Origin of the sequence: Nocardia arseniciresistens (genome assembly GCF_046764875.1) — a bacterium.
In the GTDB taxonomy this organism is placed as follows: Bacteria; Actinomycetota; Actinomycetes; order Mycobacteriales; family Mycobacteriaceae; genus Nocardia; species Nocardia arseniciresistens.
The window spans coordinates 259,601-273,320 of record NZ_JBKORD010000008.1 but is presented as its reverse complement, the minus strand read 5'-3'; the positions used below and the strand labels follow the sequence as shown (position 1 = coordinate 273,320).

At 65.8% G+C, this 13,720-nt stretch carries 14 protein-coding genes; 2 read left to right on the top strand and 12 right to left on the bottom strand.

Annotation, left to right across the window (positions count from 1 at the left end; translation table 11 throughout):
• Nucleotide 1: 1 nt before the first annotated feature.
• Complete coding sequence (locus ACLMAJ_RS17075; protein ID WP_412014682.1) at nucleotides 2-889, top strand: potassium-transporting ATPase subunit C; 888 nt, start codon at nucleotides 2-4, stop codon at nucleotides 887-889.
• Between the two features lie 78 nt (nucleotides 890-967).
• Here ACLMAJ_RS17075 and ACLMAJ_RS17070 read toward each other — a convergent pair whose 3' ends face one another.
• Nucleotides 968-2,056 carry a winged helix DNA-binding domain-containing protein gene (locus ACLMAJ_RS17070; protein ID WP_412014681.1) on the bottom strand — a complete coding sequence of 363 codons (1,089 nt, stop codon included), beginning with the start codon at nucleotides 2,054-2,056 and terminating at the stop codon, nucleotides 968-970.
• Nucleotides 2,057-2,135: 79 nt separating this feature from the next.
• On the opposite strand from ACLMAJ_RS17070, the gene ACLMAJ_RS17065 reads away from it, so the two are divergent.
• Nucleotides 2,136-2,420: a hypothetical protein gene (locus ACLMAJ_RS17065; protein ID WP_412014680.1), complete on the top strand. Its 285-nt coding sequence runs from the start codon at nucleotides 2,136-2,138 to the stop codon at nucleotides 2,418-2,420.
• Between the two features lie 17 nt (nucleotides 2,421-2,437).
• On the opposite strand, the gene ACLMAJ_RS17060 is transcribed toward ACLMAJ_RS17065, so the two are convergent.
• The 11 genes from ACLMAJ_RS17060 to ACLMAJ_RS17010 form a co-directional block, all read right to left on the bottom strand.
• Complete coding sequence (locus ACLMAJ_RS17060; RefSeq protein ID WP_412014679.1) at nucleotides 2,438-4,600, bottom strand: amylo-alpha-1,6-glucosidase; 2,163 nt, start codon at nucleotides 4,598-4,600, stop codon at nucleotides 2,438-2,440.
• Nucleotides 4,597-5,700, bottom strand: a complete 1,104-nt coding sequence (locus ACLMAJ_RS17055; protein ID WP_412014803.1) for a glycosyltransferase family 4 protein — start codon at nucleotides 5,698-5,700, stop codon at nucleotides 4,597-4,599. The genes ACLMAJ_RS17060 and ACLMAJ_RS17055 overlap by 4 nt, the downstream gene beginning before the upstream one ends.
• A 347-nt stretch (nucleotides 5,701-6,047) precedes the next feature.
• Nucleotides 6,048-6,479, bottom strand: a complete 432-nt coding sequence (locus ACLMAJ_RS17050) for a carboxymuconolactone decarboxylase family protein (protein ID WP_412014678.1) — start codon at nucleotides 6,477-6,479, stop codon at nucleotides 6,048-6,050.
• Nucleotides 6,480-6,570: 91 nt separating this feature from the next.
• Complete coding sequence (locus ACLMAJ_RS17045) at nucleotides 6,571-8,097, bottom strand: substrate-binding domain-containing protein (RefSeq protein WP_412014677.1); 1,527 nt, start codon at nucleotides 8,095-8,097, stop codon at nucleotides 6,571-6,573.
• A 175-nt stretch (nucleotides 8,098-8,272) separates the two neighbouring features.
• Nucleotides 8,273-9,331 (bottom strand): PHP domain-containing protein, encoded by a 1,059-nt coding sequence (locus ACLMAJ_RS17040; RefSeq protein WP_412014676.1) that lies wholly within the window; start codon nucleotides 9,329-9,331, stop codon nucleotides 8,273-8,275.
• A gap of 5 nt (nucleotides 9,332-9,336) precedes the next feature.
• Nucleotides 9,337-9,918, bottom strand: a complete 582-nt coding sequence (locus tag ACLMAJ_RS17035) for a dihydrofolate reductase family protein (RefSeq protein WP_412014675.1) — start codon at nucleotides 9,916-9,918, stop codon at nucleotides 9,337-9,339.
• Between the two features lie 132 nt (nucleotides 9,919-10,050).
• A complete protein-coding gene (mutM, locus tag ACLMAJ_RS17030; protein WP_412014674.1) occupies nucleotides 10,051-10,917 on the bottom strand; it encodes a bifunctional DNA-formamidopyrimidine glycosylase/DNA-(apurinic or apyrimidinic site) lyase in 867 nt (288 codons plus the stop codon).
• A gap of 1 nt (nucleotide 10,918) precedes the next feature.
• Nucleotides 10,919-11,641, bottom strand: a complete 723-nt coding sequence (gene rnc, locus ACLMAJ_RS17025; protein WP_412014673.1) for a ribonuclease III — start codon at nucleotides 11,639-11,641, stop codon at nucleotides 10,919-10,921.
• 22 nt (nucleotides 11,642-11,663) lie between these two features.
• Entirely contained in the window at nucleotides 11,664-11,846 is a 183-nt protein-coding gene (rpmF, locus tag ACLMAJ_RS17020; RefSeq protein WP_412014672.1) for a 50S ribosomal protein L32, read from the bottom strand.
• Nucleotides 11,847-11,909: 63 nt separating this feature from the next.
• Nucleotides 11,910-12,539: a YceD family protein gene (locus ACLMAJ_RS17015; protein WP_412014671.1), complete on the bottom strand. Its 630-nt coding sequence runs from the start codon at nucleotides 12,537-12,539 to the stop codon at nucleotides 11,910-11,912.
• Between the two features lie 77 nt (nucleotides 12,540-12,616).
• Nucleotides 12,617-13,363, bottom strand: coding sequence for a DivIVA domain-containing protein (locus ACLMAJ_RS17010; protein WP_412014802.1), 747 nt, complete (start codon nucleotides 13,361-13,363; stop codon nucleotides 12,617-12,619).
• Nucleotides 13,364-13,720: the final 357 nt, after the last annotated feature.

Here is a 13,720-nt window from a genome sequence, read left to right as displayed (position 1 = left end):
TATGCGTATGTCAACTTGGATCCGACAGCATCTGGCCGCACTGCGTGCGCTGCTCGTGCTGACCGCGATCACCGGAATCGTTTATCCGCTAGCGGTTTACGCGATCGCGCAAATACCCGGCCTGCATGACAAGTCGAACGGCTCACTGATCGAATCCGATGGAAAGGTGGTCGGTTCCAGCCTCATCGGGCAGTCGTTCACCGATTCGGACGGCAAAGCGCTGGTGCAGTACTTCCAGAGCCGCCCATCGGCGGCGGGCGACGGCTACGACCCGACTTCGACCTCGGCGAGCAACCTCGGTCCCGAGAGCATCGTGGACACCCTCGACACCGATCCGACGAAGGCGAAGCTCAGCCTGCTCTCCACGGTGTGCTCGCGCAGCAAGGCGGTCGGAGACCTCGAGGGGGTCGATGGCGGCCGCCCGTTCTGCACCGAAGACGGTATCGGCGCTGTGCTCTCGGTGATCGGCCCGCGCGACGCCGACGGCAATGTCAGCCATCCGGTGCAGGTCGTGAGCGTCAACGAGGCATGCCCGACGACGCCGTTCGTGTCCACCTACAAGGGGGTCCGAGTCGAATGCGCCGAGCCGGGCAAGGACTACTCGGTCGGCCGGATCGTCCCGATCTACGGCGACGCCTCCACCGACACCCCCGTGCCCACCGATGCGGTCACCGCAAGTGGCAGTGGCCTTGATCCGCACATCTCCCCCGAGTACGCCGCCATCCAGGTGGCACGAATCGCCCACGCCCGCAACATCTCCTCGGATCGAGTGCGCGAACTCGTCGACGCCGACACCGACGGCCGTACCCTCGGATTCCTCGGCGAACCTCGGGTCAACGTCGTCGAGCTGAACCACGATCTCGACACCCTCTACCCCTTGCGCGGCTGACCCTGGACGTATGAAGCATCGGTTTGCGCAGGCCAACGGCACCGCGGCCGCGACGGCGGCTGCGGGCCGAAAGGCGAGTCAAGCGTCGATTACGACCTTGCCGCCGCCCACCGGGGTAAGGAAGGTGAGCAGGTGCTCCGCTTCGGCGCGAACCGCTTCCTCGGCGGCGGGCGAGAGCGGGTGCCATGGGGAGATGCGCACCGTCGTGTCGTCGAGTGCCCAGCGACCGTGCACGAAGCCATCGACGAGGTACATCGGGACACCTGCGGATGCCTCTTTGGCGATGCGGCTGCGGTCTTCGTCGCTGATGACTCGGCGACGGTCCTTGTGACCGAGCAGGGAGTTGTCGAAGGCAGGTAGGAAGCGCACCGGGACAGGCAGATTCGGATCGGCGAGCGGTGCGTCCGGTAGGTCGAACAGTTCCTTGCCCCGGTCGTCACGGAAGACCCGCAAGTCCGAACGCATGCCGTCGACCACTCCGGCCAGGCGGGTGATGCCTGCCCACGCCTGGATATCCGCGACGCTCGCCGGGCCGAAACCCGCCAGGTAGCGCAGGATCAGGGTCTCGCGCTGCGGCTGTTCGGCCATCGGCGCACCGATCCATTCCGCCGCGAGGCCGACGGTGACATGTCGGTTGCGCCAGCGGCCCCATGCGCCGGTCTCATGGCCGTGCGCCAGCGGAACCATGACCTCGACCGCCTCGGCAAGTCTGCGGGTGTGCCGATCCGGAAAGCGTTCGGCCAGAAATAATCCGAGTTCGCCTCGGGTCAGCGTCCGGCCTGCCAGCAGCTCCAGTCCCGCTGCGGCGAGGGCATCCCTGTCGACGCCGTCGATCTCCTGGCGGAAGTACGGCGTCTGCAACGCGGCGGTGACCGCCGGTTGCACGGTCGGGCGCAGCCAGCGAAAATCCTCGGCGGCGGCCAGGTGCACGGTGCGGCGAATCATGGTGGAACGAACCAGTTTCCGTTCCTCCAGCAGTCGCGCCAGCTCATCGTGCCCGAACTCCGCCAGCCGGGCCCAGAGCCCGACATACGGCCAGTTCGGCTCCTGCCCTTGCACCGCGACCAGGTGGCGCACGAGCTCGAGTGGTGTCATCGAAACCCGCTCCACCAACATCTGGCGCATCAGCAGGGTTCGATTGAGCTCACGCAGCGACAGTTCGGTCATCCCGCCATCCTGGCCGATGCCACCGACAAATCCGCACCCACAACTGGACTATAGATATACGCATACATATACTGCTCACATGTTCGATCCCATTAGCCTGACCGTCGGAGCGGCACTCGTCGGTGCCGGCTGGGCGGTGGGTCGATTCAGCCGACGCGGCAAGCCGACCGACTCACCCGCCACCTGCGGCTGCGGGCACGACCTCGCCATGCACGACCCGGAGCAGGGCGTCTGCCACACGGAGATCTCCCGGAAAAACATGGGCGGCCTGCGCGAATGGGTTCGCTGCGGTTGCCGCCGGTATACCGGGCCGACGCCCATCGAGGACTACTTCAGTCGGCCGATCCTGCCGCCTACCGAGTAGCCCGCGGCAACCATCACTCACCGAGTAACCACTTGCCAGTCATCGGGCACCCGAGCCGAAATCACCTCCGTGCCTTCGGCTTCCAGATCGACGGTCACCGAACCCAGACGCAGGTCGGTCACGGTTATCCTGCCCCACTCCGGCGGCAGCTGCGGCCGCACGGTAAGGGTACGCGCGGGCACATTCGGCTCCAGCCCGAGGAACGCACGCACCAGCAACAGTGGCGCGGCGCTGGCCCACGCCTGCGGCGAGCACGAGGTCGGGTACGGCACCGGCACCGCGAACTGATCGCGCGGAAATCCACAGAACAGTTCGGGCAGGCGGCCACCGAAAGCCGCTGCCGCGTCGAGCAATCCGTTAGCCAGGCGCATTGCCAACTCGAGCGCGCCCGGCACCTGTCGGTAGCGAAGCAGACCGGCGACCGCGATCGCGGTATCGTGCGGCCACACCGACCCGGAGTGGTAGCTCATGGGGTTGTAAGCGCCCATCGACGAAGCCAGTGTGCGCAAACCGAAACCGGTGTCCATTTCCGGGCCCGACAAACGAAGCACCAGCTCGGCGGCATGCTCTTCACTGGCGATTCCGGCCCAGAGACAGTGCGCCGCATTGCTTGTCAGCGCGTCGACCCGACGCTTGCCACCATCCAGCGCGACCGCGTACCAGCCTTTGTCCGGCAGCCAGAACTGCTCACTGAACTTGCCGCGCAGCTCGGCGGCCCGTTCACGCAACCGGCCCGCGGCGCGCAGTTCGCCGAAAGCGTCGGCGAGTTCCGCCCTGGCCAGCAGCGCCGCGTGCACATAGCCCTGCACTTCGCACAGCGCGATCGGCGCTTCGGCGAGATGCCCTGTGGCGTCGTTGATTCCGTCGAAGCTGTCCTTCCAACCCTGGTTTATCAGACCTCGATCGGTGGCTCTGCGATACTCGACGAAATCGTCGCCGTCCCGATCGCCGTACTCGGTGATCCAGCCGATCGCGGCATCGGCGGCAGGCAGCAGTGCCTCGATCGCTTCGGGATCCGCACCCCACCGATGACATTCGGCAAGCAGCATCACGAAAAGCGGTGTGGCATCGACGGTTCCGTAGTAAATATTGCCGCCGAGCGCCTGCCCGCTGGCCGGGCCGCGGCGCATCTCGTGCATGATCCGCCCAGGCTCCTCCTCGGTGAGCGGATCGATCTTCTGCCCTTGCAATTCGGCCAGCTGGTGCAGGGTGCCCACCGCGAGGTCGACCTCCAGCGGCAACGCCATCCACGCGGTCAGCAGACTGTCGCGGCCGAACAGCGTCATGAACCATGGCGCGCCCGCGGCGACGAACGGCCTGCTCTCGCCGGTTTCATCGTGAATCTGCAAGGCGCCGAGGTCGCTTTCCGAGCGCAGCAGCACCTGGGTGAGCGCCGAGTTGTGCGCGGTGATCTTCGTCGCGGTTTTGCGCCATGCCGCGATCTTTCGGCTGGGCGCGCTGAGGCCGTGATGCTCCCCCGGCACCAGTGGCGCCTGGACGCGCTGGTTACCGACGGTCGGCTCGGCGATGACTTCGGTCTGCCACTTCGCACCCGGCGCGACCACCACCCGCCAGACCAAAGTGCCTGGCAACACGGCGGGTTCGACGGTCGAGGTCACCGAGAGCCCGCGCGTCCGATCGGTGCGATCGTGCAGTAGTAGCTCACCTTCGGCCACCGCGACCTCGGCCCTGCCGTGTCCGTGACCTGCTCTACCCTCCTTGACCGCGAATAAATCGACGAAATCGGCGTCGACATGCAATTCCAAGGTGACCGCCGTTGGTTCGCGACCCATGTTCTCCAGCGTCAGGATCTCGTGCATGCCCTCGGCGATGAGGCGCTCGCGCACCACGAGCAGCGTGCTGTCCGGGTGTCCCGCCTGCGGTGGCCTGCGCAGCACGAACCTGGCCGCGAAGGCCTCCGGGCTGAGCACCGAAAGCGGTTCGGCGGGTTGGCCGTCCACCAGCAGCTCCCAGCGCGAAATGACGCGCGCGTCACGGAAGAACAGTCCGTGCGACCGACCCGGCTCGACATCGCCGAGCCGGTTCGACAGACAGAAGGTAGCGCCCTCGACCAGCGTCACCGAACCGTCGCAGCCGCCGAGTCCGGCGGGCTCACCGGAGTTCAACGGTGCCGGATCCTGCGGCGCGAGGTTCGGCGTATCGCCGATATCAGCGGTCATGCCAGTTCGGCCGCCGCGACTCGGAACGACGCGGTCTCATCGAGCCACCTGTCGGCTCGAACCGCACGTCCCTGCCGTCCGAGTAATCGGTGATAGATCTGCTCGTAACCACATCCGAGCGTTTCCGCGCCGAAGTTCGCCTCGACGTGGGCCCGGCATGCGGCCGGATCCATCGCGCTCACCTCGGCGATCGCCGCGGGCAGCTCGGCGGGATCTTCACAGATCCGGCCGGTCACGCCGTCGACAATGACCTCGGCGACCGCACCACCGCGCAGCGCGACCACCGGGGTGCCGCAGACCATCGATTCGATCATCACCATGCCGAACGGTTCCTCCCAGCGGATGGGGAACAACAGACAACGCGCACCGGCGAGCAGTTTACGCTTGGCCGCCGCGTCGGCGAGCCCGAATACGTGATCGTGCTCGGTCAGCATCGGTCGCACTTCCTTCTCGAAGTACGCCAGCTCGGGGGGCTCACTGCACTTGCCTGCGAGCACTAGAGGAATACCGGCCGCGTGCGCGGCCTCCAACGCCAGGTGGGGTGCCTTGCACTCGTTGAAGCGGCCGAGGAACAATGCGTAGTCGCCCTTGTCCGCACGGAAGGGCCACTGCTCCACATGTAGCGCGTTGTGTACTCGCCCAACCCAATTCAGGTCCGGCGCCAGTTCGCGCTGGCGGTCGCTGATCGCGACCAGCGCGATCTCGTCACCCAATTCTCGGTAGTAGTGGTAGCAGTCGTCCTGGACGGGTCCGTGCACCGTCAGCACCGTGGGCAGTCCGAGCTTTTGGTACGCGGGCATGTTGAGTGGTCCCGCGAAGGTGTGATCGTGCACCACATCCAGTCCGGCGGTCGCCGCGACGTGCTGGATGGCCCTTCGCACCTTCAGTGCGTGCAAGACCTCGGGAAACGGGTCACCGAGTCGCTCTGGCACCGCTCGGTCCCACACCGGCACGAACTTGGCCTTGGTGCCCGGCTCACCCGCGCCGAACAATGTCACATCGTGACCTCGGGTGACCAGTGAATCGACCAAATCCGCGACGACAGCCTCGACACCGCCGTATGCCTTGGGCGGCACGTCGAAATAGGGCGGCACCACCATTGCAATGCGGAAACGTTCGCTGCTCTGATCGGTCGACAGCAGATCCGAAGACGCAATCGACGCCGAAGTGGGCGCAGATAATCGTTGGCTCATGACCATCCTTCCAAGCAACCGTTGACACTCGCATCGACCCAGCACTCGGAGCACTGGGCGCCGAACGTGGTGGCCGCCGCGGCGGAGGTGAAGACGGAGCCTGCACCGCCGTCCATCAGGGCTTGGTTGGCCTGGTCGCGCCGAGGGGCGATCAGGGGGGCCGACTGAAACGTACCTCCTCGCCACCGATCCAAACCAGACAGTCGGTCGAATTTGCTGTTCGACCGAGCCCGCCCTCGGTCGCGCGACGGGCGTCAGAGCTTCTCGGGCTGCATCCGCAGGGGTATCGCGACCCGATTCCACAGGTTGATCATCGCCGCGACCCCGACGAGACCCGCGCGAGCGCCCTGCTCGAATTGCTTCTCGACCTCCGCCCAGATCTCATCGCTGACACCCTCCTGGCCGAGTTTCGTCAGCGCATCGGTGTAGGCGAGCGCCGCGCGTTCCTGCGCGGTGTACAGCGTCGATTCGCGCCATGCGCCGAGCTGGAAGATGCGCTTCTCGGTTTCACCGGCAAGGCGGGCATCGGTGGTGTGCATATCGATGCAGTACACGCAGCCGTTGATCTGCGAGGCCCTGATCTTGACCAGCTCGCGGATCGTCGGGTCCAGCGCACTGCGGCGAATCGCCGATTCGGCGGCGAACCAGGCGTGGTACATCTCGGGGGCAACCTCGGCCAAATTCATCCGTGGCACGGTGTGCGTCCTTTCCTAGGTGCTTACTGCTGCACCTGGAAGACGAAACAGCCGTCGCGACTGTGACGCCGGAGGGCTCACCTCACACATCCGGCTGGCATCGAGTCGGATCCGGTAGGTCGGCACAGGCCACATTGCCGTGTGCGGCGAGCACGTTCCGCCCGGCTTCGTCTGTCAGATAACGCCGGAAGGCGGCGGACAGCGAGTCGCCGGGTAGCTCCCCATAGCTGTAGGCGAATTCGATGCCCCAGAACGGGTACGTGCGGTTCATCGCGGCGTCACTGGTCGCGGCGATGCCGTCGACCGCGACGGTCGATACCTCCGCTGTCCCCGCTTCGGAGAGCTCGCTGTAACCTATCGCGCCACGCAGTTCGGCGACGGCTTGCAGCATGTCCTTGGTGACCTGAACGTCGCAATGCGCGGCGCCCGCCGGCGGAGTGTCCTCCAGCGCCTTGCAACTCACGTGCGAGCGACTCACCTGAGGCTGCGAGAGCATTCGCCGCTCGAAGGTATTCCTGGTGCCGGAACCGGGGATTCGATTGACAATAACGATCGGCAGATCCGGGCCACCTACCTCCCGCCAGTTGGTGACCCGGTCTTGGTAGATGTCCTCGATCTGCGCCGCGGTGAGGCTACGGACACCGACGTCCTTGTGCACGACCACGCTGAACAGCGAAAGACCGAGGGCTCGGGACACCAGATTCGAGTACCCTTCGCCCTTCGGGCCGTCGGTGATCGCCAGCAGTTCGTGATTTTCCTTGCCCTCCTCGACAAGTCGGTCGAGGCCGCGCTCGGTGCCCTCGAAGCCGAAGGCGAACTCGGCTCCGGCGCAACGCTTCCGGTACTGCTCGGCGGCGTCCTTGACGACGGGGGCGAACGCCGACGACCCGACGACCGTGAGCTTTCCCGCGACGCATTCCAGTGGTGCGGGGTCCGGCTCGAACGCTGCGACAGTCAGTTGAACGATAATCACCATGACCAGAAAAGTGGTGAGCGCCAGCATCACTCGGGAGGCGCCGGTGCGACTCTGGGTCTCGGCCACCTTCCCGCCCTTGATACCGCCTTGCACAATCGGCGGGCGGTACTCCCCCGTCCCTTCGGAACGTTGCAGGATGGCCAAGATCTTGTAGTGATCACCGCGGTTCAACGACACCTTCGGCAGGTCGATCACGCCGATATGACCGATCGTGTCCTCCCGGACCGCGATACCCGAGTCGCGGTCCAGACTGTCGGCGAGGCCGGGTTCACTCAGCTCGGTCACCGCCATACCGATGACCCTGCGTTGCGGAAAGTGCAGGTGCAGACCGACTCTGCCCGCGTCGGGCGCCTGATAGTCATGGCTGTCGATGGTGACGGCGCCGCTGTTCTCGACGCGGACCAAGACAACCGAAAGGTCCTTCAGATCCGGGCTGGAGCCGTCCAGATCCGGGCGCAGCTGCGGAAGCACCCCTGGGAAAACCGATTCGATCTCACCGGTGACCGGCGTGTCCATCTGCACGCGATAGCCGAGCTGTCGGCGTCCGACGAAGACGAACTCCCACAGGAACGCGCCCGCGGACACCAGTATGGCAACGACCGCAAGCACCATCTCGATCGGAAAGTCGCCCACCAGTTGATCCACTCCCCAAGAGACGCTTGTGCCAACCATTTTCCGGTGCGATCGGCGATCGGCCAGTGAACGGCAGCATAATTCGGCAACAGTTAACCCGGCCGCCATCCAGGATGCACGCTCGGGTCGGCGGGGGCCGCGCGCCGAGCCGCCGCCGCGAGGCAGCGCCCGTCCGTCAGGACGACTTCGTCCGAGCCAACAGCGCATCCAACGGCCAAGTGTTGATAACTCGTTCCGCCGCAACGCCATTGGCCACCGCACGCTCGCAGCCGTAACCCTGCCAGTCCAGCTGGCCCGGCGCATGCGCATCGGTGTCGACGGAGAAATCACAGCCCATCTCGACCGCCAATCGGATCAGCCGAGAAGGCGGGTCGCGGCGTTCGGGGCGGCTGTTGATCTCGACAGCGGTGCCGTAGTGGCGGCAGGCCTCGAAGACGACCTCGGCGTCGAACGTCGACTCCGGTCTGGTACCACGCGCACCCTCGACCAGCCGTCCCGTGCAGTGGCCGAGCACGTCCACGTTCGGGTCGGCCACGGCATAGACCATGCGCTTTGTCATCGTCTCACTGTCGGCGCGCAGGTATGAATGCACGCTGGCGACAACGATATCGAGCTCGGCGAGCAGATCGGCCTGCTGGTCGAGGGCGCCGTCGTCGAGGATGTCCACTTCGATGCCGGTGAGGATGCGGAAGGGCGCCATCCGCTCGTTCAGCTCCGCGATCACCTCCAGCTGGCGGCGCAGCCGGTCGGCGGAGAGTCCATTGGCGACGGTCAGCCGTGGCGAATGATCGGTGAGCGCACAGTATTCGTGCCCGAGCGCCGCCGCGACACCCATCATTTCCGCGATAGGACTGCCACCGTCGGACCAGTCGGAGTGGGTGTGTAGATCGCCGCGCAGCCGGGAACGCAACGACTTGCCCGGCACGCCGATGGGCTGTGCGGCCGACCGTAGATCGAGCAGATATTGCGGTACCGCGCCGGAATACGCCTGTTCGATCACGGCCGCGGTCTTCGGTCCGATACCGCCGATCTCGCGCCAGCTGTGCGCCGTCCGGTGCGCGAGCAGCTCGTCCTCCGGCAGTTCCGCGACGATATCGGCGGCCCTGCGGTAGGCCTTCACCCGGTGCGTCTGGTCCCGAGAACGTTCCAGCCAGAAACCGATCTCGCGCAGCGCCTCCACCGGACCCGGCGCGTTCGCCGGATCCGGTTCGGCGATCGGATCATGTGCCGCCACAGCGGCTATCGAATCCTGGTGTACTTCATGAAGGCAACCCCGTCCTCGAATACCCGGCTGGTGATCACCCGGAACTTCGCCGCTTCGGGCAGCCGTGGACCGGCTCCGAACAGGGGCCGCCCCTGGCCGAGCACCATCGGATACAGCTTGAGGAAGATCTGATCGATCTCCGGCAGCAGCACCTGAGCGAGCTCCCCGCCGCCGCACAACCAGATCCCCAGCCCGTCTTCGCGCTTGAGTTCACGCACCTTCGCCAGCGGGTCGGCGGCGATGAGCTGCACCGCGGGGTCGGGGCTCTCCGGCAACGTCGTCGACACCACGAACTGGCGCAAGTGCGCATACGGACTCGAGGTCCCGGTCCTGACACCGAAATCGTGGGTCTTACGCCCCATCAGCACCGTGTCGAAGTAGCGGTTGCGCTGGTCGATGCCGAGCGCCTCCCGCACCTTCGTCGGCAGCGTTTCCGGGTACTGCGCGATGATCGCCGGACCATGATCACCCCCCACCGGGAAAAAATCGACAGAGCCGTCCTCGGAGGCGATGAATCCATCGATGGTCGATGCGACGTAGTAGGTGAGCTTGCGCATATTTCCTTCCTCCACGACCGGCGTGACTTCCCGACCGCCTAGAAGAAACGGTAGCTCCCCAATCGGTGCTGTGGGGCTAGGCTCGGCCGCAATCCGCGCATGGCCGGACGAAAGGCCGAGGCGGCGGTACGCCTAGTGCGGCTGGGCGCGAGGCTTCGGCTGGCAGCGGGGGCAGGAGTAGGACGAGCGGTTCATGAAACGCTCCCGACGGATCGCCGCGCCACAGCGTCGGCACGGTTCGTCCTCTCGACCGTAGACGGCCAGCGAGCGCTCGAAATAGCCGGATGCGCCGTTCACGTTCACATAGAGCGCGTCGAACGAGGTGCCGCCCGCGGCGAGCGCCTCACCCATCACGACGCCGACCTCCGCGAGCAGGGTACGCAGGGCGGGCCTGCTCAGTCCGGATGCGACCCTGTTGCCGTGAATCCGGGCGCGCCACAGGGATTCGTCGGCATAGATGTTGCCGATGCCGGAGACCACGGACTGATCGAGCAGTATCCGTTTGATCTCGCTGTTTTTGGCCCGCAGCGCGGTCACCACCGACTCCGAGTCGAAGAGCGGATCGAGCGGATCGCGGGCGATGTGTGCGACGGGCTCGGGCAGCGGCGTGCCCTCGACCATGATGAGCGGTGCGAGCGCCCAGCCGCCGAAGGTGCGCTGATCTACGAAACGTAACTCGGTGCCGTCGTCGAGGGTGGCGATGATGTGCGCGTGCTTCTCCACCGGAGTACCGGCGGGCTGCACCAACATCTGCCCGCTCATCCCCAGATGCACGACCAGCGCGGTATCAGGATCGTCGAAGGTGAGCCATAGATACTTGCCACGCCGCTGCGCCGCGGACACCCGCAGCCCGGTCATCCTCGCGGCCAGATCGACAGCGCCCTCGAGGTGCCTGCGCACCGAGCGGGGATGGGTAACCGTCACCGCATCGACGACATGGCCGACCACGTGCTCGGCGAGTCCGCGCCGGACTACCTCGACCTCGGGAAGTTCGGGCACGTCAGGATTCGGCGGTCAGCGCCTGGTAGGCAGCGCCCGCGGCCTTCTGTTCCGCTTCCTTCTTGGACCGGCCGATGCCCGAACCGAACGGGCGGCCACCGATCACCGTGGTCGCGGTGAATTCCTTGTCGTGGTCGGGACCCGTCGAGGTGATCTCGTAACTGGGCACACCGAGTCCACGTTCAGCGGTGAGTTCTTGCAGGCTGGTCTTCCAGTCGAGGCCGGCACCCATCCTGGGACCACGCTCGAGCAGGTCGGCGAAAAGCCGCAGCACGACCTCGCGCGCCACTTCGATGCCGTGCTCGAGATGCACCGCACCCAGTAGCGACTCCATGCCGTCGGCGAGGATGCTCGGCTTGTCCCGGCCGCCGGTGAGCTCTTCGCCCTTACCCAGCAACAGGTGTACGCCGAGGCCGCCCTCGCCGAGCTTGCGCGCCACCTCGGCGAGTGCGTGCATATTCACCACGCTCGCCCGCAGCTTCGCCAATTCGCCCTCGGATTTCTCCGGGTGCTCGAGGTAGAGCCGCTCGGTAATGCTCAGGCCGAGAACCGAGTCGCCCAGGAATTCGAGGCGCTCGTTGGTCGGCAGCCCACCGTTTTCATAGGCGAAGGAACGGTGGGTCAGCGCGAGGCGCAACAAATCCGGCTGCACGCGGACGCCGAGCGCGGCGAGCAGCCGGTCGTGATCACCGGAAGCGCCCGGTTCGTCCTTACTGACAGTCACGTCTATACGACAGGTCGAACGATCAGACAGCGGCGATGACCTGGCGGCCCTTGTACGTGCCGCAGGAGGGGCACGCGATGTGCGGCAGGGTCTTCTCCCCACAGGCGCGGTTCGGGCACGTAATCAGGGTCGGCGCGGTGGCCTTCCACTGACTGCGCCGCGACCTGGTGTTGGAACGGGACATCCGGCGCTTGGGAACGGCCACGACTACTTCTCCTCATTGTCTTATTGCTTGCCAGTTCACAGATCGGTTTTGCCGATCCGGGTCTTAATGATCGGGGTCGGCGGCACCCGCGTCGGGGCCACCGGTGCCGGGCGACTCGGTGGCGAACTTCGCCAACCCGGCCCAGCGAGGGTCAAGTATCTCATGCCCATGATCGGAACCCGCAATCGCCATCCGTACACCGCATTCCGCGCACAGTCCGGCGCAGTCCGGCGAACACAGCGGCTGCAACGGAAGCTCGAGGCCGATGGCGTCGATGATCACCGGTTCCAGGTCGATCGTGTCGTCGACCAGACGATGGACCTCGTCGTCCTCGGTGGTCTGCTCGGTCGCGCTGTCGGGGTAGGCGAACAGCTCGGTGAGATCGAGCTCCACCTCACCGGTGAACGGCTCGAGGCAGCGCGTGCACTCCCCCTCCGTGGACGCGGCCACCGTTCCGGTGATCAGCACACCCTCGGACACCGCCTGCAATCGCAGGTCGAGCTCGACGTCGGAACCCTTGGGGATGGCGATGAGGTCCAGTCCGATTCGATCCTTCGTGGTGACGGTGCGATGGAACTCCTGCATCGTTCCCGGGCGACGCCCCAGGCTGCGGGTGTCCAGCACGAAGAACGCGTCCGGATTGCGGCGCGCAGCCGCACGGGGACGCGAGGCGGAACCGGAACCGGCGGACATCGCGAAACTCACTCACATTCGAAGGGATATGGGCAACCATCCACAATACGCGAGCGCTTACCCGATACCCAAAACGGCTAGCGGCGGTAGTCACCAGCGTAGTCGGGGGCGCCCGCACCGGAACGCAGCTGGTGGCGACCACGGCCGACGGTCCGCAGGGTGTTGTCGAGAGTCTCCTCGAACTCGGCGAGCTTACTGTCGACGTACTGGTCACATTCGTCGCGCATACGGTCGGCCTCGGCGTGCGCCGCGTCGATCACCCGCGCCGACTCGGCGTGCGCGGCGCGCACCACCTCGGTCTGGGCGATGAGCCGAGCCTGCTCGGCCTGCCCCTCCGCTACCGAACGGTCGTAGGAGGCCTGGCCCGCCTCGGCCATTCGCTCGGATTCGACGCGGGCCCTGCCGGTGACGGCCTCGAACTCGGCATTGCCGTCGGCGACGACGCGGTCGGCATCGGCTTGTGCGGTGCTCACCAGGTGGTCGGCGTGCGCACTCGCCTCGGCCACCATGCGGTCGGCGTGCGCCTTGGCGTCGGAGAGAATCCGATCGGCCTCCTCGCGTGCGGATCCGACGGTCTCACGGGCCTGGTCGTTGGCGCCGGTCACCGTAGTTTCGGCGGCCGAGCGCGCGTCCGTGACGATCTTATCGCGGTGGTCGAGCACGTCCTGGGCGTCGTCGAGCTCGCCCGGCAACGCGTCACGCACGTCGTCGAGCAGCTCGAGCACGTCACCGCGCGGCACAATGCAGCTTCGAGTCGGCGGGATCCCGCGCGCCTCCTCGACGATGGCGACCAGCTCGTCGAGTGCTTCGAATACGCGATACATGCTCACTACCCCACTCTCCTGCGGACTTCGGCGAACTTTCTCACCAAGGCCCAGTGTGCCCCTCGTCACCGCAAGCGCCGAGTCATCCTCCGGTGTGTCGTGCCAGTGTCTCGTACGCCACAAAATCAAGTGGAGGATCTACCTCCACTTGGTGTTACATTTATCAGGAAGGTCAGAACAAGATCTTCATAAGCGAATCCCAGGCCCCCATCGGGACAGTGGGACGGAGGACGCCGAAGGGCGGACACCCAGAAGTCGATAGATTGACAGGTTTCAAATGTTCAGTACATACTGAACATGCAGTACTTGAGAACTTGTCCGAGTCGACGGGAAGGAAAGCGATGACTATCGCTGTTG

Excerpts from the sequence above, each read along its gene's own strand:
- ACLMAJ_RS17075 (WP_412014682.1), top strand. The coding sequence starts at position 2 with ATGCGTATGTCAACTTGGATCCGACAGCATCTGGCCGCACTGCGTGCG.
- ACLMAJ_RS17070 (WP_412014681.1), bottom strand. The coding sequence starts at position 2,056 with ATGACCGAACTGTCGCTGCGTGAGCTCAATCGAACCCTGCTGATGCGC.
- ACLMAJ_RS17065 (WP_412014680.1), top strand. The coding sequence starts at position 2,136 with ATGTTCGATCCCATTAGCCTGACCGTCGGAGCGGCACTCGTCGGTGCC.
- ACLMAJ_RS17060 (WP_412014679.1), bottom strand. The coding sequence starts at position 4,600 with ATGACCGCTGATATCGGCGATACGCCGAACCTCGCGCCGCAGGATCCG.
- ACLMAJ_RS17055 (WP_412014803.1), bottom strand. The coding sequence starts at position 5,700 with ATGGTGGTGCCGCCCTATTTCGACGTGCCGCCCAAGGCATACGGCGGT.
- ACLMAJ_RS17050 (WP_412014678.1), bottom strand. The coding sequence starts at position 6,479 with ATGAATTTGGCCGAGGTTGCCCCCGAGATGTACCACGCCTGGTTCGCC.
- ACLMAJ_RS17035 (WP_412014675.1), bottom strand. The coding sequence starts at position 9,918 with ATGCGCAAGCTCACCTACTACGTCGCATCGACCATCGATGGATTCATC.
- ACLMAJ_RS17015 (WP_412014671.1), bottom strand. The coding sequence starts at position 12,539 with ATGTCCGCCGGTTCCGGTTCCGCCTCGCGTCCCCGTGCGGCTGCGCGC.
- ACLMAJ_RS17010 (WP_412014802.1), bottom strand. The coding sequence starts at position 13,363 with ATGTATCGCGTATTCGAAGCACTCGACGAGCTGGTCGCCATCGTCGAG.